Source organism: Butyricicoccus sp. AF35-5AC (assembly GCF_003477715.1).
GTDB lineage: Bacteria > Bacillota > Clostridia > Oscillospirales > Butyricicoccaceae > Agathobaculum > Agathobaculum butyriciproducens.
The window spans coordinates 1-21,071 of record NZ_QUDX01000012.1 but is presented as its reverse complement, the minus strand read 5'-3'; the positions used below and the strand labels follow the sequence as shown (position 1 = coordinate 21,071).

15 protein-coding genes and 1 CRISPR repeat array are annotated in these 21,071 nt (G+C 54.6%); of the genes, 11 read left to right on the top strand and 4 right to left on the bottom strand.

Annotated elements, in window-relative coordinates; translation table 11 throughout:
* Nucleotides 1-10: 10 nt before the first annotated feature.
* A CRISPR array of direct repeats spans nt 11-446; the repeat unit is 32 nt; unit sequence GTTGCTGTCCCCATAGGGGTATGAAATGTTTC.
* A gap of 283 nt (nt 447-729) precedes the next feature.
* A complete protein-coding gene (locus DWZ82_RS12560; RefSeq protein ID WP_118481089.1) occupies nt 730-3,120 on the bottom strand; it encodes an S-layer homology domain-containing protein in 2,391 nt (796 codons plus the stop codon).
* Between the two features lie 323 nt (nt 3,121-3,443).
* On the opposite strand from DWZ82_RS12560, the gene DWZ82_RS12555 reads away from it, so the two are divergent.
* The 6 genes from DWZ82_RS12555 to DWZ82_RS12530 are packed head-to-tail and all read left to right on the top strand — an operon-like array spanning nt 3,444 to nt 11,773.
* Entirely contained in the window at nt 3,444-6,437 is a 2,994-nt protein-coding gene (locus tag DWZ82_RS12555) for a hypothetical protein (protein WP_118481088.1), read from the top strand.
* 27 nt (nt 6,438-6,464) lie between these two features.
* Nucleotides 6,465-7,208 (top strand): vWA domain-containing protein, encoded by a 744-nt coding sequence (locus DWZ82_RS12550; protein WP_118481087.1) that lies wholly within the window; start codon nt 6,465-6,467, stop codon nt 7,206-7,208.
* Between the two features lie 5 nt (nt 7,209-7,213).
* Nucleotides 7,214-7,981, top strand: a complete 768-nt coding sequence (locus tag DWZ82_RS12545) for a PP2C family serine/threonine-protein phosphatase (RefSeq protein ID WP_118481086.1) — start codon at nt 7,214-7,216, stop codon at nt 7,979-7,981.
* Nucleotides 7,982-8,004: 23 nt separating this feature from the next.
* Nucleotides 8,005-9,303 carry a hypothetical protein gene (locus tag DWZ82_RS12540; protein WP_118481085.1) on the top strand — a complete coding sequence of 433 codons (1,299 nt, stop codon included), beginning with the start codon at nt 8,005-8,007 and terminating at the stop codon, nt 9,301-9,303.
* Nucleotides 9,300-10,265: a WYL domain-containing protein gene (locus DWZ82_RS12535; RefSeq protein WP_118481084.1), complete on the top strand. Its 966-nt coding sequence runs from the start codon at nt 9,300-9,302 to the stop codon at nt 10,263-10,265. Before DWZ82_RS12540 ends, DWZ82_RS12535 begins: the two co-directional genes overlap by 4 nt.
* Nucleotides 10,262-11,773 carry a tetratricopeptide repeat protein gene (locus DWZ82_RS12530; RefSeq protein WP_118481083.1) on the top strand — a complete coding sequence of 504 codons (1,512 nt, stop codon included), beginning with the start codon at nt 10,262-10,264 and terminating at the stop codon, nt 11,771-11,773. Before DWZ82_RS12535 ends, DWZ82_RS12530 begins: the two co-directional genes overlap by 4 nt.
* Nucleotides 11,774-11,814: 41 nt before the next feature.
* Here the strand turns inward: DWZ82_RS12530 and DWZ82_RS12525 are convergent, their stop codons facing one another.
* The gene (locus DWZ82_RS12525) at nt 11,815-13,050 is read right to left on the bottom strand and encodes a tetratricopeptide repeat protein (RefSeq protein WP_118481082.1); all 1,236 of its coding nucleotides are present in this window, start codon (nt 13,048-13,050) and stop codon (nt 11,815-11,817) included.
* Between the two features lie 202 nt (nt 13,051-13,252).
* Between DWZ82_RS12525 and DWZ82_RS12520 the strand changes: the two genes are divergently transcribed.
* The 5 genes from DWZ82_RS12520 to DWZ82_RS12500 all read left to right on the top strand — a co-directional run bounded on the left by DWZ82_RS12520 (nt 13,253) and on the right by DWZ82_RS12500 (nt 19,666).
* Nucleotides 13,253-14,176, top strand: a complete 924-nt coding sequence (locus tag DWZ82_RS12520) for a M48 family metalloprotease (protein WP_118481081.1) — start codon at nt 13,253-13,255, stop codon at nt 14,174-14,176.
* Between the two features lie 29 nt (nt 14,177-14,205).
* Nucleotides 14,206-16,284 carry a zinc-ribbon domain containing protein gene (locus tag DWZ82_RS15720; RefSeq protein ID WP_118481080.1) on the top strand — a complete coding sequence of 693 codons (2,079 nt, stop codon included), beginning with the start codon at nt 14,206-14,208 and terminating at the stop codon, nt 16,282-16,284.
* A gap of 44 nt (nt 16,285-16,328) precedes the next feature.
* Complete coding sequence (locus tag DWZ82_RS12510) at nt 16,329-17,024, top strand: vWA domain-containing protein (protein ID WP_118481079.1); 696 nt, start codon at nt 16,329-16,331, stop codon at nt 17,022-17,024.
* A gap of 17 nt (nt 17,025-17,041) precedes the next feature.
* The gene (locus tag DWZ82_RS12505; protein WP_118481078.1) at nt 17,042-18,028 is read left to right on the top strand and encodes a PP2C family serine/threonine-protein phosphatase; all 987 of its coding nucleotides are present in this window, start codon (nt 17,042-17,044) and stop codon (nt 18,026-18,028) included.
* Nucleotides 18,029-18,316: 288 nt separating this feature from the next.
* Nucleotides 18,317-19,666 carry an ATP-binding protein gene (locus DWZ82_RS12500; protein ID WP_118481077.1) on the top strand — a complete coding sequence of 450 codons (1,350 nt, stop codon included), beginning with the start codon at nt 18,317-18,319 and terminating at the stop codon, nt 19,664-19,666.
* Nucleotides 19,667-20,174: 508 nt separating this feature from the next.
* Here DWZ82_RS12500 and DWZ82_RS12495 read toward each other — a convergent pair.
* Nucleotides 20,175-20,414 carry a hypothetical protein gene (locus DWZ82_RS12495; RefSeq protein WP_117491941.1) on the bottom strand — a complete coding sequence of 80 codons (240 nt, stop codon included), beginning with the start codon at nt 20,412-20,414 and terminating at the stop codon, nt 20,175-20,177.
* On the bottom strand, nt 20,414-21,071 hold a 658-nt coding region (locus DWZ82_RS12490), incomplete at its 5' end, for a ParA family protein (protein ID WP_118481076.1). The genes DWZ82_RS12495 and DWZ82_RS12490, both read right to left, overlap by 1 nt.

Genomic DNA, 21,071 nt, shown 5'->3' with positions numbered 1-21,071 from the left:
TATCGGTTTTCTTTTTGTCCCCATAGGGGTATGAAATGTTTCGTTTTGCAATGGGTTCTGGCACAGAGGTTGCTAAGGAGTTGCTGTCCCCATAGGGGTATGAAATGTTTCACCGTTCACGAAAAAACAAGTGGATTATTTCTATGTTGCTGTCCCCATAGGGGTATGAAATGTTTCCATTCGACACCGGCGCGGACATGGACGGTTTTAACGTTGCTGTCCCCATAGGGGTATGAAATGTTTCGTGCTACCTATCAGTATGGTGATTACACTTACGCGGGGTTGCTGTCCCCATAGGGGTATGAAATGTTTCGCGAAATGTACGAGACAATGCCTCTCGCAATCGTGTTGCTGTCCCCATAGGGGTGTGAAATGTTTTCTCGCTGCGCAGGTGGACTACATCAGCATGATGACGTTGCTGTCCCCATAGAGGTATGAAATGTTTCGGCAAAACAGCATAAAAATAACGAAGTAATTCAGTTATTCAGCTGTTTTTTCTGTAACTTGTTATAATAATCACTGCAAAAATTTGATATTACAGCGCTATTACCGATAAAATTAGCCGTTTATTGCGGTGCAAACCTGCCCCAAACCATCTCTTGAATAATATTATATCACGCGGTTCGCACCAACGCAACCAAAGGACCCGAGGGCCATTCCTATTGCATACGCCGGAACAGCCCTCGGTTCTTCGTTCAACTAATCCTATTGGGTTATCGCCTGTTTGTCTTACGACTGCGCGTCCAGATACTCCACCTCGACAAAAAAGCTCTTGATCTCGCCGCTGGTGTCGGTGCTGAACCCGCTCTTTACCTTGCGAAAATCCTTACCGGCTACCATGCCGTCCACGACATTTCCTTCGTAGAAAGCGTTGTTCGCACCCCAGGAAATGAAGTCCTTCTCGGAGGAAACCGGCGTAAAGCCCGGGTCGTATGTGCTCGGCACGTCAACCGTGATGCGGGTCTCGCGGTTGCGGATACCCTGTTCAAACACCTCTGCCCACGCTTTGATTCGGTTCTGCTCCCAGCGGTGATTGAGGATCTCCACGCTGGTCGGCATCTCGAACAGCATGTAGTCTATGTGGGTATAGTCCTCAAAGCTGTAATCGTCCGCGTTCATGCGGTCGCAGGCGTACTTGATAGCCGCTTCCGAATAGTTCGGGCAGCTGTAGACGTAGTCCGCCGCTTCACCGGACTTGATTGCGCGCTGCAGCTCGAGGATGAGTTTCTCACCCTGTTCGGAGACCGCCTGCGAGTTCTCGTCCTGACGGCGCTGAATCTCCGCCTGAATGTCCTTGCGGAACACCGAGAAATACCACCGGTTGTCCTCGGTCTTCTGCGTTTTAGCCGTACCGCAGATGACGAAATCCTCACGGGTATTCAGTTGGGTCAGCTTTTCCCACGCCTTCTGCATCGGTCCGTACTCATACTTGTCAGCAGGAATATAGATCTTGCAGGAAACGTCATCGTTCGTCAGGGTTTCGGCGTTTCGCAGCGACTCGGCATCCTGATACGGCATCGCCGCCAGCTGCTGCTGCATCTGCGCAAGGATTTCATTGACCAGCGCGTTGTACTGCTCCTGTTCCTCCTGCTGCTTCTGCTCCTCGTCATTCAGAACGGTCGTGTTGTCGTACTTCGTGCTGGTGCACTTGCGGGACGCCGTCCACCCGGAATGATCGCGGGACATGAAGCTGTCGCTGCGCAGGAAGTAGTCGTACCGGACATAACCCTTGCGGTCAGGCGTCGGGTCGTCCCAAGTGGTATCCACATGGTACCACTCACCGTCGATCTGCACGATATCCCACGCATGGTTGCTGTTGCGGACGTATTCGACCGGAATCCCCGCTTCTTCGAGCAGCATTTTATACGCATAGGCGTATCCGGCGCAGACCGAGGTATGCTCGAGGATAGCGCCGTACGCGGTGTACGAAATGTGCGGCATATTGCCGGAGTACAGGCGCATATCATACTCGTTGTTCAGCACCAGATAATCATGCAGCGCCTTCGCCTTGTCGTAGTCGCTCATATCGTCGGTGACAGCTTCGCCTACGATGATCTTGACCGCGCTGCGCAGATTCTTGTACTGTTCTCGCTTGATATTAACGTCTGCACCGTTCAGATACTCGTACCCGATCGTCAAGCGAGCAACCTCGTTATTGGTCTTGCGCGTGGTGTCAAAGGAGAAATGCCGATACGGACCATCCGGGTCGAACACATAGGCGTCGTCGATCGCTTGGTTGCACACCTTGTAGAAGGTATTCCAATCGACATGGTACTGCCGCAGGTCCACTTCCGTTGTGTAGCTGACGATTGCTTGATAGATGGCGTTGTACGCACCTTCCGCATCGGTGACGCACGGTGTCTCATGCGGCTCCCGCGTGTCCTCCGTCTTGTCTGATTCGACGATCTCCGGCTTGGTCTCTTCCTTCTTCTCGTCGAGCTTCGTCAGGTCGCTGACCGGCTTTTCCGTCACTTGAGGTGTCGGTTCCGGCGCAGGTTCCGGTTTTGTCGTCTGCGTGGAACCGTTTTTACTGCGGTACAGGAAGGTCGCTATCTCGGCACGGGTACACCCCTTATCCGGCGAGAAAGCGGACGCAGACGTACCTGTTGTTATGCCGCTGGCTGCAGCCCAGGAAACAGCGTTCGCGTAATACGCGCTGCTGCTCACATCCGCAAATCTGGCCATACTTTGCGGATTCGGACTGCCGACGGCTCTATGCAGGAACGTGGCGACCTGAGCGCGTGTTACCTGTTTGTACGGCGAAAATTCAGTTGCCGAGGTGCCGGATGTGACGCCGTTCTGCACGGCCCACAGCACCGCCTGATAGAAATAATCCTCCGGCGCTACATCTGTGAACGGATTGTTCCCGCTGACCGCAGGCGAGCCGTTTGCCCGCCACAGGAACGTGACCGTCTGTGCACGCGAGCACAGCTTGTCCGGCGAAAAGTGTTCCTTGTCCGAGCCCGATGTAATGCCTTCGGAGGCCGCCCAATCCACCGCCGTTTTGTAATAAGCATTCGGTGAAACATCCGAGAACGCTTGCGCACTGACGGCGGACAGTGATGCGATGCACAAAGCCGCCGCGATACAGCTCCGTACTTTGAAAAAACGTTTTGCCATGAAAAATTCCTCCTTCTATGGCACTCTGGTGTGGATAATCTTCTGTCTCTATGAAAGGAGTAAAGAAATGCCGCCATCCCTTGACGGCATTTGCAGTATACCGCAAAAGTACCGTTCTGTTCTTTCAAAAACGATAGAAAACACGGGTACAAAAGCTGATTTCTCGGCTGCGGTTCCCTTGCGCATCAAGGCAAATGTGCTATAATTAAAATTGGTTTTTTGTAACATTTCAGGCAGGTGCGATTTCTATGGAAATTGAAAATTATCCTGCTGCATATATGATAAACTGGAAACAACACAAAAAGGGATTGGCAGGGAGAACGATGGCGAAAAAACAACAGCAGAGCATCGAACTGGATTATGAACAGAAACGCATGGCCAACCTGTTCGGCAAAAACCTGACCGAAGCCGATGGTGTGCGCCGGTTTCTGGCCGAAGGCTGCCGAGCGGCGAATAAAGACGACGGTGTATCCGATGCGGAGTTCTGGAGAGGACTTTTTCTGGAAAGTAAAGTAAAAGGTAAATATGGCAAGAATCTTTTAGGGAAAAACAAGTATGACGGCGATCCGAACAAAGTACCGTCCGACCCATATTCCTCTATTGATTACCAGTGTACATTAAAATATCTGGCTCACGGTCATGAACGTGTATTCGATAAGAAAAAACCGGACGAGCACCCGATAGACAGCGAAAATTTCTTTCGCTACTTCAATTTGATGGATAACACAGAGAGTTATACCTCAAACTTGAAAACAGCGATTCACCTGCGAAACAAGTACTCGCACGACACGATCGAGGGCATTCAAAACATCACAGCAGACAGCTTAAAGCAGGATATTCAGCTGCTGCAGCGCATTACGGTACCGCTGTGCAAAAAAGAGGATTTTCCGTTTGCGGACGAAATTCGCGCGTACTGGAAACGCATCGAAGAAGAGTACCACCGGAAATTCAGTGCGCCGCCGATCGACCTTGACGACGCTGCCTGTGTGGTATTCCGTACGGACGAACTGACGTTGGAGCAGATCGCCGCTGTCAAGGACGTGATCCGAAACTACAACATCAACGAAAAGGACGGAAAAATTTACGAATATCCGGACCGCACAAAGCTGGAAGAACTGTTGTCCTATTCGATGCTCCGTCCGCGCGGCAGCGAGGAAGAACGCAGGCAGCTTGCCGAGCAGACCGAAAAACGATCGAAAAAGCGCCGTGAGACCACGGAAAAACTCGAGAAGCTCGATGAGACCGGCGATACCTCGGAGTTCGCCGAGAACAAACCGGATGAACTGCGTCTGCCGGAGGAGGTCAGCGCGGCTCTCCGTCCCGAGCGCCGTATGTTCAAGCTGGAACAGCAGCTACAGGCCGTCCTGCAGAATTTTGTGCTCACAGCAGATGAAACGCTGTTCGAGTCCGCAGTCGGCCGCCGTTATATCTCCGCAACGCTGCTGCCGCTGCTCGCAAAGGAGAAAAAGCAGCTCTGGCTGGATTCGTCCGTTATCGGCACGATGTTCTCCAAATTCCGCAGCAGCCGTCCGTCCGACACCGAAGCATTCGACGAGGAACGGCGCCGCGCGCTGGAAAAGCTGCATAAGAGCGAAAAGAACGCGATCAAGGCTCTGCGAGCACTCAACGAACACGGTCTCATCCGTGTGGTGTACAGCCCGACCACCAGCCGCAGCAGCAGTGACAATCTGCGTGCCGCCGCTCTCCAGAACCCGACTACGCGCTTCTGGCTTCTGACCATGGACAAGTCCATGTCAGAAGCCGCTGCCGCGCTGCCCTGCCGCAACCTCGTCACGTCCAAGCCGATGGACGAAGCCGAACTGCTGTTATTCGGTGCAACCTGTCCGATACTCTCCGAGATGAGAGACCCAAAATCCACACCGGCTCCCGCACCTGCACCGGTTCCCACAGAGCCGAAGGCGCCGCACAGCACAACCGGCACCGTGCTCAACGCCGCATGGCCGGACGGACACTATTCCGAAATTCGCTTACTGTCCAAGATCGGTGAAGGCGGTGAAGGCCAAATCTTCAATACCAATTCGCCGGAACATCTGGCGGCCAAAATCTACACCGGAAAGCGAATGAACACTGAGCGTAAGAACAAGCTGGACTACATGGTGCAGCATGATCCGCATATTCACGGTCTTTGCTGGCCGTGCGCGATGCTGTACACGAAGGATGAAATCCCGGTCGGTTTTCTCATGCCGAGTGCCGCCGGTGTCGAACTGGCGCTGACCGTGTTCCATCCCGGCCGTGGGCAGCGCCGCATCATCGAGCGCGGCTGGACGCGCAAAAGTCTGGCACAGATTGCTGCCAATATTGCGTCCATCTTTGCGCAGATGCACAGCCACGATATTTTAATGGGCGATATCAATCCGCGCAACTTTATGGTCGCGCAGGACTGCAGTGTCAGCTTTGTAGACTGCGACAGCTACCAGGTCGGCGCTTTCGGCTGTCCAGTCGGCACGGTGCGCTACACGCCGCCGGAACGCCATCGAGAGATGAAACGCCTCGGCAGAGTGGACTTTGGCTTTACCCGCACCATTCAGGATGAGCAGTATTCCCTCGCGGTACTGCTGTTCGAGATCCTCACGCTTGGCCGTGCTCCCTACGAGAGCCGCAACAACAACAATCAGGATGTAGTCGATGCTATTATTGCCGGTACATTTCCGTATCCCTACCGTTCGGACGATGAGGACCAGCCTGCCAACAGCAAACTCAACCCGCCTGTCGGCTTTTCGCGCTACATCTGGAGCCACACCACACGCCGTGTCAAAACGCCGTTCTACAACACGTTCACCAACAAAAAACGTTCAACCGCTGCCGAGTGGGCCGAGACCATGACCGAGTATGTCCGCCAGATCGAGCTTGGGCACAGCACGGACGAACTGATTCCGAACTCGTACAAGGATATTTCCGATGTGTCCGAGGACGGCACCGAAATGGTCGATCTGGTCTGCGAGGACTGCGGAAAACCATTCAATCTGGGCAAGGATGTATATGAACGCCGTCAGGCGAACCGTGAGCCCATGCTCTGTCTGTTCTGCTGGGATATTCAGCAGAATCTGAACCACCAGACTTACCGCGTTACCTGCTCGGAATGCGGCAAGGAATTTGCCACAACCGCCGGTAAAGTCCTGAGCCTTCAACGCAAGAACAAAGACATTCTGTGCCCGGACTGCCTGAGCGCCAAACACTGTGACGACTGCGGCGCTTTCATCTACAACCGCAGCGTGGCTCAGATCCGCGAGATGCGGATGAAAGGAAAATCCGTCTGGTGCTCCAGCTGCCTTGCCAAGCATTTGGGAACCCGATAACCTCCGTGCACGAAAGGAGAAACCACTATGGCTTCCAGTAAAAAACCCAAATATCCGGTAGAGACACCGGAGGAAAGCAAGATCAGCCTTACAGAACTGGCCAACAATCCGGAATCGCGCACACCGATCATCGTATGCGTGGACTGCTCGTATTCCATGCTGCAGAACGGTCGTCTGCACAAGATGATGGAGGGTCTCGAACGCTTTCGCCGGGAACTGGAGAACGATCCGATCGCGGCGGATTCGGTTGAACTGTGCATTGTCAGCTACGGCGGAACCTCGGCCCGTGTAGAATGCGATTTTGAGTCGCCTGATCGGCTCAAAATTCCGGAACTGCACGCCGACGGTGAAACGCCGCTTGCCGACGCCGTGTTCACCGCACATACCATTCTGCAGCGGCGTCTCGAGCGGTACAACAAGGTCGGTGTCAGCCATTACCGTCCATGGCTCGTCCTGATCGGAGACGGCGACGAAAGCCAGTCCATGCGTGATCTGGACAAGGCCGCCAGGCTGCTCAAGACCGAAAGTGACGAAAAGCACCTCAGCGTGCTGTGCGTGTCGGTCGGCGATGCGGATAAGGCGGAGTATACGTCGCTCGGCAAACTGTCGCCGGACGGTCAGGTGCAGTATCTGAACGACCTGCGCTTTATGGACTTTTTCGGCTGGCTGAGCCGCAGTATCCAAAAGACCAGCCGATCGCTCAGCGGCGAGGAAGTCAAGTACGATCCTACCGCTGAATGGGGTGAAGTAAAGACCGTTTACAAGAGGTGAACCGTATGGAATTCAAGATCAGTTTAGCAAGGGTGACCGGCTCGGACCATAGTCTGCATAACATCCCCTGTCAGGACAAAACAGCGGTATTCGCCGGTGATGATTACACCACGGCTGCACTTGCAGACGGCGCCGGAAGCCGTCCGTACAGCCACATCGGTGCAGAGCTGGCAACCGTTGCGGTTGCAAGCAAGCTGAACGTACGCTTTGAAGATTTTTGGGAATACGAACCGCACATGGTCGCAACCGGTGCATGGGTCGAAGCCACCAATGCCATGCTGAACAAACCCTATTCGCTTTACGATCAGGCGTGCACGCTGCTGTTTGTTGCCATCGCTGAGGACGGCCGCTATATCTCCGGTCACATCGGAGACGGTGTGCAGATTCTTGTAGAGCCGAATGGCGAAATGCGCACATTCAGTCCGCCGGAAAACGGCGAATACGAAAACGAAACCTGGTTCATCACCGGCGACGATGCGGTCGAGCATCTGCGAATTCAGAAGGGCACGCTCCAAGCCGGCAGCACCCTGCTCATGATGAGCGACGGCACGGCGAAAAGCCTGTATCAGACTTCGACCGGCGAGCCTGCTCCGGCCTGCCGGACCATTGCACGCTGGCTGAAAGAGAAGGAAGAGGACGAGGTCAGCTTTCTGCTGGAAAAGAACATGAACGAAGTGTTCTGGTCCCGCACCTCGGATGATATGAGCCTGATCGTCATTCGGGTGCAGGAAAAGCAGGAGGGCCACACGGATCCCAATCTGCTCAAACTCTGAGAGAAACGAAAAAAGGATGGGTTATGGGTAAAAACATCACAGGACGGCGGCAGTACGAGAGCATTCGCAGCCTGCTCAGTCATATCTACTTATACGGCTTTTTCTCCCGCGAGGATTTTGAAGCGGCGAATATCATCAAGGTCAAATCCTACGATCAGGAATTGCGGCTGATCTACGATATCTTTCCGAAGGATGAGCAGAATGCACTTGTCCGCGGCGGACACAAGTACCCGCGGATGGAACGGCTGTATACCGAGAGCGGAAAATACGGTCTGTCCGGCAGCTACTCGCTGTACACGATGGACGAGCAAAAGGAACTGCCGCTGACGCTCTCCATGCTGAATGGTCTGGCGCAGAAGCCAGCTACCGCACCTGAACTGTGCAGCCGACTCGAAAAAGAGGGTAAAAGCGATGCCGACGGCACTTCGCTGTATAACTGGGTGCTGCGCCACCTGAAAGACCTGGCGAGCGCCGGTTATCTGTGTAAAAACGGCAGCCGGTTTGCCGTCTCGCCGGACATTCTCGGCATTCTGTCCGAAGATGAGCTGATGCAGTTCGAGCATTTCGTCACCTTTGCTTCGGGTGTCGGCTATCCTCGCGCAACCGGATATTTTATCTGCGAACAGGTGGCACACGAGCGCTATCGCCGTGGCGATACGCATGAGCATCCGTCTCCTTTCCTGCTGCGCCATAACACAAACGCCAATATCCTGGACGAGGATCTGGTCTATCAGCTGCTGGATATCATCGCGCAGCACGCCGAAGCGGAAGTCAAATGGGACAAGCTGAAAACCGAAAAGGCCGTGCAGGGACGTGTCAAGCCGGCGGCAGAAACCGTAACGCTGCTGCCGGTGGCCGTTCGCATCGACACCCGGCTGGGCCGCTGGTATTTGCTCGGTATGCGCGGTGAAATGCCGACGATGGTGCGGCTCGGCAGCATCCATGCGGTGAAAAAGGGTAAACCGGTATCCGAGGAGGTCTGGGAACACGCGGTGCAGACGGTTGCCGACACCTTCACGCACACCGGCTGCTCGGGCCGCATCACCTACGGAGATACAACCGAGGTTCGTGCCGAACTGCATTTCGACAGCGCGCCCGGTATGCGCACCCAGTTCGAACGCGAGATACGGCAGGGACAGATCATCGAACAGGACGGGCAGGAATACTACTGCGCTTATGTCAACGATCCGGGTGAACTGGTGCCGTTTTTGCGCTCCTTTGCGCCGTGGCTGCGCATTCTGCCCGGAGAACACGATCTGGACAGCCGGATCTCGTCCCATCTGACACAAATGCTCGAAAATCTGGAGAGAAATATGCCGTGAATTTGTTTCATAAATACTATAATCGCGCCTTTCTTCTCGCGCTGGAGCTGCTCGCGCGGCTGCAAGGCGGTCAAACGATTTCCGTCCGCGAAGCCTTTGAACTGGCGAGAAAAAAAGGGCTTACCGAAGCAGATTCGGTCATAAAACCGCTGCTCGATTACGAAATTGTCCAACGCGCGGACAATCGCTATTATCTGAACCTTAACTACCGAAAACTGCGCCTGCCGATGCAGCAGACTGAAAAGCAGTGGCTCTCGTACATGCTGGCCATGCCGGAGGCGCGGCTGCTGCTCGAGGAAAACCTGTACGACCGCCTGTCGGAGTTCTGCGGCGGCAGCGATTCGTTTGACGCAATACAGCGTTATGCACCGCATGCAGCGCCATGCGGCCTGCAGGAGCAGGAGAAAATTCGGACGCTGCTCCGCGCGATACGTGGTCGGCAGAACATCCGCTACCGATTCCGCACCCGGGATGACAAAACGCCGCAGACCGCCTCCGCTCTGCCATGGAAGCTGGAATACAGCGCGTTTGACCGCCGTTGGTGGCTGATCCTCTATTCTGAGGAGCAGGGCCGCACGATCAAAGCCAAGTTAGAGAACATCCTCGAACCGGAACCGATGCAGACGAGCGATGTGCCGGAAGAGAAGATCGAACAGGCGATGGAACGCCTGCTCATACCCGAACCGGTGCGGCTGGCCGTCAAACCGGAAAAGGGAGCCGTCGAACGCTGTTTTCTCGTGTTCGAGAACCAGCAGTTCGAGGAAACGCGGCAGACCTCGCACGATATGGTGCAGCTGTCCTTCCGGTGGTACCGGTTTGACGCGCATGAGATCGTTCGGCGGCTGCTGTATCTCGGCCCAATGGTGCAGCTGCAAGGACCAAAGGTGCTGCAGGAGGAGCTTGCGGCGGTACTCCGAAAAGCACTGTCTGAAAATACAGAAACAAGGGGGAACATCCAATGAACAGAGAAGATCGTTTTTATGATCTGATGGAAGAAAACACCGATGACGCCGGCATTCAATATGAGATCGGCCTGTGTTATCTGAACGGCGACGGCACGGAGAAGGACACCGCCGAAGCCGAAAAGTGGCTGACACGAGCCGCAAATCAGGGACACGAGCAGGCGAAAGCGCTGCTCGAAAGCGGCAATCATGGCACGCCGGAGGAACCTGCGGAGACCGACATCCTCGAACTGTGTATGAAAGCCGAGGATGGAGACAAGGACGCGCAGTACGCGGCAGCGCGGTACTTCATGGCGCACGGTATGGCGCAGACCGAAGCAGACCGCTATCTGAAAGCTGCGGCTGACCAGGGCAACGGGCAGGCGTGCGACGAACTCGGCGAAAGCCTGCTGCAGCAGTCGATGAACTGTGCAAACCAGAATGATCGGTTCGAGAAGGAAAAACAGGCAGTCCGCTATTTCAAAAATGCGCTTGACTGCGGTATTCCGCATGCGGCAGAACGGCTGGCCGACTGCTATCTGAACGCACGCGGTACGCTGCAGAACGACCCGGAACAGGCCGAGGCGTATTTTGTCAAGGCCGCCGAGCTGTACGCACAGCAGGGAAAGCCGATGGCGCTGGTCGAGCTGGCCGAGCGTTACGCGGTCGGCAACGGCGTGCCGGAAAGCTACGGTAAGGCACTCAGCTACGTCAAGCGCGCGCAAAACGCCGGTGTGTCCGATGCGATGGAGCAGTTCAGCAGCGATGTAGAGAACTATCGCGCAGCGAAGCAGCGTGACGCCGAGGAGAAGGAGCGGCAGAGGCAGGAAGCCGAAGCCGTCAAGCAGCGCGAGGCCGAGGAAAAAGAACAGCAACGTCAGGCGGCCAAAGCCCAAAATCAAAAGCGTTATGATGAGATTCAGCAGGAATTGCAGGAATGGGAAAACAAACTGCAAGAGCTGCGAGTAACACGCGCGCAATCGCAAAAGTTTGAACGCGAAAATGTGCATAAATGGCTAACCATGCCGCATGATATCAGCACACCGCCGGGAAAGGCTCAGAGAACCCTTTTGGTCATCGGTGCAGTAGTTTCAGCAATAAGTATGCTGGGGCTTGTGCTGCTATCCTTCCAGTCTGGCAACGGCACCAACGCGGTTATAATCAGCCTGTGCGAGATTCTCAGCGGTATATTTATGTTTAAGTTTTGGCGTGAAGGAAGCATCCGCCGCTATATTTCGGAATTTATCTTCCTGTTTATGACGCTGATGTTCTGGGGCGTATTGCTTCCGCAGGATCCGGACGCAGATAATGTAGGTATGATGATGCTTGCATGGGCATTTGTTATTCTTCTGGCCATGCTGTGGAACATCTTCCAGACGGTGCAGAAGATCCGGAATCTCAAAAATCATTCGGCGAATGTTGACCGTAACAACCAGCTAAAACAACTGCTGAACACGCAGATCAAGGAAGCACAAGAAAGGATTTCCGCGCTGCAGCAGGAGATGCAGACCATATTGAACGACCTGTAATAACAGAAAAACAGCCTGACCATAAGGTCAGGCTGTTTATTTTACGAAAAGATATGTAATACCTGGCTTCCTGCATACCAAATTAACGCTACAACAATAAACAGCAGTATACAGCCGCAGGAAGATTCGTCTTTATCTTTTGAACCTATCAGGGAGAAAATACCACCAAAGATAAACATCAGCACTTTGCAGATGCCGCCAGCGATCTGACCCAAAATCTCCAACACGCGGTCCAGATAACGATAGAACGTATCTCTTATTTGCTGCTTTTGGCGTTCGCTATGTAATTTCTTTGCAGCAGCGTCAATTTCCTCCTGCCGCTGTTTGGTCTCCTCCTCCCGGCGCTTCCTCTGCTCGGCTTCGGCAGCTGCCTGCTGTTTCTGTTCCTCCGCCGCGATAGCCTCCTGGTGCCGCCGCTGCTCGGCGGCCAGCTGCGCCTGCTGTCGCTGCCATTCGGCGTGCGTTTCTGCCTGCCGCCGCTCCTGTTCTGCGCGTTCCTTCTTCTTCTGCTCGTACTGTGCGAGCCTTTCGTCAAATTGCGCACGCGCGTCCGTCATACCGGCTTGCTCGGCCTTTCGCACCCAGCTGAACGCCTTACCCAGACTTTTGTCAATATCTTCTCCTTCGGCATACCGGAGTGCTAACTGAAGCATCTGTTCCGCCGCCTGCTCTGGCGTGGAAAACCGAACCGCGCGTTCAAAATTCTTTTCCGCCTGTTCGCGGTCGTGCGCTACGCCGAGTCCGTACAGGTAGCACTGCGCCAACATCTCCGCTGCCGGTGCACAGCTGCAGTCCACCGCGTTTTTAAGCAGCGTTACGGCTTCCTGATAAGTCGGCTGTTCCTCGTGTACAGCACATCCATAATCGAGCGTATCCGGCAGCATGGTTCTGGCCAGCTGGTAGCACGCCATCGCATGACCCTGCTCGGCCGCCATACGCAGGTAACGCTGTGCTTCGGAGCGATTATTCTCCAGAAACTGCATTGCCGCTGCATACTGCGCATCCGCATCTCCCTTTTCGGCGCGCAGACACAGTTCCGGCAGGCTAACATTCTCGGTATTCGGAGATTGATCGGCAATACTGTCCTTCCCCAGCATCTCCGCTGCCGCTGCATGCCCCAGTTCGGAAGCACGGCGGAAATACGTTTCTGCTTTCTGGGTATCCTTATCGGTTCCGTCGCCGTTTAAATAGCACAGACCGATCTGATACTGCGCTTCCGCATCGTTTTCATCGGCCTCTAACAGGTCGTAAAAGCGTTCTTCTCTGTTTTCGTCCATGTCGTTCCCCCGTGATGTACTGTATTGTACGGTATTGTCCTTAGTATACCATATTTTCCGAAAAAATGGAACACAGCCATAGACCCAGCTGTCAGCGGTCCATGGCTGTGTTTTCTATTGTTTTTGAAATCTCCGATGGATATCCCGATGCTATACTATGTACATCAGCTGAAAACAAAACAACTTTTAAGGAGCGATTATTATGTATTTCATTGATCTTTTCAAACGAATCCTGCGGAAATCCAACATTTCTCTGATCATTTACCTCATCCTGAACGTCCTCATCATCAGCGGCTGCTCCGCGCTCGTGTTCTACTCCAGCAATGTTCCTGTGCCGGTTGGACTGCTCATCGGCGCCGTCCTTTATGCGCTGTCCCTTGCGGTTGCGCTTTCGCCGTTCGGCGAGTGGCTGCTGCGTCTGCAGACCGGCTGCAAAAAAATCTGCCGAACCGATTACCTCAACTACATCATGCCGCTGTTTCGTGAAGTACACGAGCGTGCACGCGAGCTTGACCCGTCCGTTCCCGCAGACGTGCAGCTGTTCATGAACGACGACAAGTCCGCCAACGCCTTTGCCACCGGCCGCAAAACCATCTGCATCACCGAAGGACTGCTGCACATGCCGCCGGAGCAGATCAAGGCTGCACTCGCTCACGAGTTCGGCCACATCGCCCACAAGGACACCGACCTCATCCTGTTCGTCACCATCGGCAACATGATCATCACCACCGTTCTCCTGCTCCTTCGTTTGTTCATCAACTTCATTCACTGGGGTGCCGATCTGGCGGCGCTGCTGGTCGGCGGACGAGACGGCGTATTCGCACTCGTGATGAACTCGATCTGCCACGCGATGATGATCCTGTTCGTCGGCTTCTGCAGCTGGGTGTGGAGCGGCGTCGGCACCACCCTCGTCATGCACTCGAGCCGTTCCGCCGAGTACGAAGCGGACGAGTTCGCGTTCCATCTTGGCTTCGGTGACGCACTCTGCGCACTGCTTGACCGCATCGGTGACGAACGCGAGACCGGCCTGTTCGCAAGACTCGCCAGCAGCCATCCGGATAAGAACAGCCGCATTGCTCACCTGCAGCAGTTGGGCGCATATACCACGGTGCCGTTCGGCAACTGAGCGGACACTGATTTGAAAGGAGAATTATCATGTTGTATACCGTAGAAAAGAAATTTGCCGAGCACCTCGAAGAGACCGTTAAGAAGTATCTCATCTTCATCGACACCTGCAGTTTAATGAATGAAAACGCCGATCAGTTCTGGGGCAACATCATTCCCCTTCTCCTGCGCGAGAACAAGCAGATCATCGTGCCGCTGCAGGTCTGCCGCGAGGTGGAAAAGCACGCGAAAGCGCCCGAACACGTCGATCCGCGCCGCAGTCAGCTGGCCTGCAAAGCGCTCAGCACCATTGACCGCCTGCAGAAAGCCAACCTCATCACCATCTACGGCGATGACAACGACCGCCTGTTCGCGGACAACGTGTTCCAGACCGTCTTTACCCGGTTCCGTCTGCGCTACGATCTGCTGCTCATCACGCAGGATCACAATCTTGCAGCCGATATTATGAACATCCGCAGCAGCAAGGCGGTAAACGGCGTGCGCAGCATCCGCGTTGAGCGCATCACCGAGAACGGCTGTCTCGGCATCTTCGGCAGACCCAAACGCCGTGAAACACCGGTAAGCAAGTCGGAGACTGCCGCCGTTCGCCGTCCGGCTGCCGTGCCGCCGGATGACTGCTTCCGGCTGGCCGACAAGGTGAAATCCTACGCCTGCAACTGGATGGTTTCGTCCGTTCCATCCGAAGGCGCGACTGTAACCGCGCTGTACGACAGCAACCGTAAGAACATTCAGCTGTGCCGCAAGATCACCGCTGGCGGTGAAGGCACGATCTACCAGACCAACATTCCCGGCATGGTCGCCAAGATCTACAAAAAGGAAAAGCTGAACCGCACCCGGCACGAAAAGCTGTGCCTGCTGGCGCGCAAGAACCTCAGCTGCGACGGCGTTTGCTTTCCGCTGGCGCTGCTGTACGACAAAGAATACAACTTTGTCGGCTATCTGATGCGGCAGGCGCACGGACGCGAACTGCAAAAGTGCGTATTTCAGCCGCAGCTGCTCAAAAAATATTTCCCAAGCTGGACCAAGCAGGACACGGTGACGCTGTGCATCACCATCCTGAAAAAACTGAAGTACCTGCACGACCGCAACGTTATCCTCGGCGATATCAACCCGAACAATATTTTGGTTGTCTCCCCGACCGAGGTGTACTTTGTTGATACCGACAGCTACCAGATCGAAGGCTTTCCGTGTCCAGTCGGCACCATCAACTTCACCGCACCGGAGATCCAGCGCAAGGACTTCTCGACCTTCCTGCGCACCATCGGCAACGAGCGTTTCGCTGTTGCAACGCTGCTGTTCATGATCATGCTGCCCGGCAAGCCGCCGTACTCCCTGCAGGGCGGCGAAAACCAGGTTGAGAACATCTTAAACGGTGATTTCGCCTATGCCTCCGGCGAACGCTGCTCCGGCAAGGCTCCCGAAGGGATGTGGCGCTTCTGCTGGAGCCACCTGCCGCGCTACCTCAAGAACGACTTCTATGAGACCTTCCGCAAGGGCGGTCTGCACAGCACCGAGCAGACCCGTTTCAGCACGGATGTGTGGCTGCGCAAGTTCGAGTATTACCTCGACCTGCTGCAGAGCGGCAAGCTGTGCGAGCACGACAGCATGTCGATGGAGCTGTTCCCGACCCGGCTGAAAAAGAACCCGCACGTTGCGTACATCAAGTGCCGCATCTGCGGCAATGAAGTGCCGGCTGACAAGGCGATGGAGGGCATCTGCGGTGACTGTCTGAACAAGGGCGAGACCTATCACTGTGCCGAGTGCGGGCAGGAGATGGTGTACAAAAACTACCACAAGTACATCAAAAAGGCGCCGAGACGGACCGTGTGCCCGGACTGCTACCACAAGAAGAACGCCGTCTACACGACACTGCTCTGCGCGGACTGCGGAAAGCCGTTCTCCATCACCTACGGCGAAAAGGAATCCTACGACAAGAAGGATTTTCATCTGCCGCGCCGCTGCAAGGTCTGCCGGACACGCCGAAGCGGCTCTATTTTCAGCGATATTCCCTATCAGATGCCGCGTGAAGAGAAACCGCAGACCGATGAGCCGATCAAATCCGACCGCTCCTCCTTCCTCTCCGTACTGGAGAAGTGGTTCCGTATGTAACCTGTTCCCTGAAACCAATTCAATTCGCTAAAGGAGTGTTTTCTATGTATACTACCGAAAAATATCTGTTTGATTGCAAAAACCTGGTCAGCAACCCGTCTGCCCGCGTTCCGGTGTGCCTGTGTCTGGATGTCAGCGGCTCGATGGACGGCCTGCCCATTCAGGAACTGAACGAAGGTGTTCACCAGTTCTATCAGGCCATCAAGGAGGACGAGACCGCGCTGTACGCCGCTGATATCTGCGTTATCACCTTCGGCGGCACGGAGCCGGTCTGCCTGCGGGATTTCTCCGGCCTCGACCAGCAGCCGGAGGTACCGATGCTCTCAGCCGGCGGCATGACGCCCATGGGCGAGGCTATCAACCTGGGGCTTGACCTGCTCGAACGCCGCAAGGAGCAGTTCCGTAGTGTCGGCGTGGACTACTTTCAGCCGTGGTTCGTGCTGATGAGCGACGGTGCACCGAACGGTGCTGCCGACCAGCTGGCACGCGCCAAACAGCGTATGGACAGCCTTGCAAGAGACAAAAAGCTATCCGTTTTTCCAATCGGCATCGGCGCCCATGCCGATATGAAGGCGCTGGCCGAATTTTCACCGATGCGTTCGCCGCTCAAGCTGAAAGGACTGAAATTCCGCGAGTTCTTCGAGTGGCTCAGCCAGAGTGTTTCCACCACATCCCAGTCCATCGCCGGTGAGAGCATTTCCCTCGACTTTGAAGGTATCAAGGGCTGGGCCGAGCTGTAACAGAAAGGAGCGATCACATGTGGAGATCGGTATGCTGTGCCGCACAAGGCAGCGGACACCGGAAAAGCGGTGTGCCCTGTCAGGATAAGACCTTCCGGTTGGACAAAAACGGCGTGCATATCATTGTGCTGTCGGACGGCGCCGGTTCGGCTCGGCTGTCGCATTTCGGCGCGGAACGGGTGGTCCGAGCCGCCGCCGAACTGGCCGCGGACCGGTTTGCTCAGTATCAGGAATGTGAGGATGCCGAGGCTGTTCGGCAGGAGATGCTCTCCGTCCTGCGGCATGAGCTGACCGAAGAAGCCGAAAAACATCGCTGCAATATACACGATTTGGCATGCACGCTGCTGTTGGCGGCGGTCAGCGAAAACCGGTTTCTGCTCGCGCATATCGGGGATGGCGTGATCGGGTATCTGGATGGCGATACACTCAAAGTAGCGTCCGTGCCGGACAACGGCGAGTTTGCGAATGAGACCACCTTTGTCACCTCGGACAAGGCCGCCGAGACCATGCGGCTGTTCAAGGGCGAACTGCGGGACAAAGCCGCATTCGTGCTGATGAGCGACGGCACCGAGCACAGCCTGTATCACAAACCGAGCCGCGCGCTCGCGGATATCCTGACCGATGTGATACAGCGCGCGTGTCTCATCCGCGCCGATGTGCTACAGCGGCAGCTTGCCGACACGTTCGCTTCCGTGGTCTGTCCGCGCACACAGGATGATTGCAGTATTGCCATTCTCGCACGTCCGGGAAAGGCGCTGCGCATCGTCGACCAGCTTAGTGTCGAGGAACGCCGACGGTTGTATCATATCCAGCGCGCAAGGGCACATACGGCGCGCAGGATCAGGCGGTATGATGCGATGCTCGTGTTGCTCGAGCAGCCGCATAGCCTGCGGCAGATCGCGGTGAAGATTCATCTGAACCCGCGCTATACCAAGCAGCGGCTTGGGCAGCTCGAGCAGCTTGGGCTTATTGAACAGACGAACGGCTGGTATCAAAAAGCGTGATAGAAAGCAAAAAAGCATGCTATATGCATGCTTTTTTGTTTTTGTTGCTGTCCCCCGCAGGGGCTCGAGTTGTTACTATTTATTGTTATTATAACACGAGGTTCGCACCAACTCAACCGCTGCTGCACATCCTCTGCCGCACGGCAGTGAAACCTTAAAAATGCGATTTATATGCAATAACTCGCTCATAAAATGTGAACAGACTAATAATTCTCGCTTTAATTTTGTGCGGGCAATTGCATTTCTTCCTCTGTCGGGGTATAATACCCTCATGAGAGGTGAAACAAAATGCTCTATCTAAAACGCAAAATCGACGCTTTTCTGTCGGCATGGAAAGCAAATCCGGATAAAAAGCCGCTTATCGTCAAAGGGCCGCGGCAGGTCGGCAAGACCGAATCCATTCAGCGCTTTGCCGATGGCAACTACACGAGCGTTATCACGATCAACTTCGTGGAAGAGCCAAAGTACAAAATGATCACCGCGGACGGCTACAAAGCGGCGGATATCATCAAAAATATCTCGCGTATCGACCCGTCTAAGCGTTTTATCGAGGGTGAGACCCTGATTTTCTTCGATGAACTGCAGGAGTTTCCCGACATTGCGACCGCGCTCAAATTCTTTAAGATCGACGGCCGGTTCGACGTCATTTGCAGCGGTTCCATGCTCGGTCTCAACTACCGTAAAATTGAGAGCAACAGTGTCGGCTACAAGACCGATTACGAGATGTTCTCGCTGGACTTTGAGGAATTTTTGTGGGCCGGCGGCTACGATGATGCCTTTATCGACGATATGCTGACGCATATGCACACGCTGACACCGTTCAACGAACTGGAAATGTCGGTCTGCAGCGAGCTGTTCCTTAACTACTGCATTCTCGGCGGCATGCCTGCCGTTGTCCGCGAATTCATCGAAAAGGGCACGTTTGAAGGCTCACTCGAAACCCAGCGCCAGCTGATCGCGGACTACAAAGAGAACATCCGCAAATGCGCTGACGGCATGGACCAGACCCGCATTTTGAATGTGTTTCAGCACATTCCGGTGCAGCTTGCCAAGGATAATAAGAAATTCCAGATTTCCAAGGTCGCGTCCGGTGCGCGTTTCCGCGATTACCGCGGCTGCATTGAGTGGCTGAACGATGCCGGTATGGTCAACATCTGCTACTGCCTGAATTTCCCGGAACTGCCGCTCAAGGGCAATTACGACGAGACAAAGTACAAGCTGTATTTTGCGGACAGCGGCCAGCTCGTCGCCATGCTCGATGAGGAGGCGCAGGAGGACTTGCGCGCCAACAAAAACCTCGGCGTGTACAAGGGCGCACTGTATGAGAATGTGGTCGGTGAGGCGCTCGTCAAGGCCGGGTATCAGCTGTATTACTACAAGCGCGAGGATTCCACGCTCGAGCAGGATTTCTTCGTCCGCACGGCATCCGCGCTCATTCCGGTCGAGGTCAAGGCCCAGAGAGGCACGGCGAAATCTCTGCGCACGCTCATCACCAGCGATAAGTATGAGGATATTCACTATGGCATCAAATTTACCGCCGGAAATATCGGGTTCAGTGATGATATTTATACGTTCCCGTACTTTTGCGCGTTTCTGCTCAAACGGTATCTGGCGGGTGAGCAGAGCGGAAAGTTGTAACTTTATAACTTTATACTATAACCAGTATAGAAAAAGGAGAAACTGCACCCGCAGTTTCTCCTTTTTTCATTACTTATTTGCTGCCTTATAGCCGATATAGAAACGTCATAATCTGCGCTCTGGTGCAGTGCTGGTTCGGCGTCACAGGGAGAGCGGTCGGGTTGATGGTAAACGCCCCGCTGTCAGATGCCAAATCGCTTACCGCTTCAAATACCGAGAGTGTCAACTGACCGCTATCTCGTCTACAGTTTGAGTCTAAGCAAATAACATAAATCTCCTCGGAACCATACCCTATATTCTATCCGTCTAATCCGAATATAAATCGTTCTAACGTATGAGATGGAAGGTGGATGTGACGCTGTAAATCAATAGTATATAACTTTATAACGTTGTAAAGTTATAACTTTTATTTAGATAATATTTTATAAAATACAAAATTCCGACAAAATACGCCTTATTTTGTCGGAATTTCTTGCATATAAAGTTCTAACGTTACAACTTTACAACGTTACGCGAAAAACTGATCGAGTGCCTGCCGTACCAGCTCAGACATATCGCAGTCGCGGTGGAAGGCTGCCGCCTTGAGCTGCTTATGCTGCTCCGGGCGCAGACGCACGGTCACCTGCACGGTGGAGGCTTTCTTCTTCTCCGCAGTCGGTGCGGCAGCGGTTTCCTGTGCCGGCTGCGGTTCCTCGTCCTTGCGGCCGATCATATTCTTGAACATTTCCTCTGCACTGAGTCTTGCCATTACTGTTCCCTCTCCTTCTCCACAAACTCTTTGACGAAATTCAGACAGTCATTCACAAAATTCCGGCTGGCCTCGGAAACGCGCTCGCCCTTGGTCTGTGCCTTGCTCTCGATGTAGTCAAACACGTTCTCCTGCACAGCCTGCGCTTCCTTGATGATCACGTTGCTGCGAATGGTCGTGCGGTAAACGTCCGCGCCCATGTAGTCCGCGATTTTTTCGGTCAGCTCCTGAATGGTCCTAGTGACACGGGTGCGCTCGGTGCGCGTGAGCAGTACGCCGTCGATCCTGAGCGCCGGATTGGTGTATTTCTTTACCGACTTGTAAGTATCATACAGCTGGGTGATGCCGGACGCCGCAAAGGTCTCCGCCATGGTCGGGATGAGCAGATAGTCGGCAGCGGTCAGGGCGTTCACGGTCAGCAGACCGAGTGACGGCGGACAGTCGATGAGGATGTAATCGTATTCTTCCGCAACGCCGGTCTGCTCGTCGCGCAGCTTCTCGCGGAGCGTCATCTCTTTGCCGACGTTGTGCAGCTCCTGCTCAATGCCCGCAAGGATGGTATTGGCCGGAATGATATCGCAGCTGGATGTGTGCTGGATGGCCTCCCGCGCCGAGGCCGTTCCCTTCATGACCTCGTACATGGTCGCGCTGTCCTGA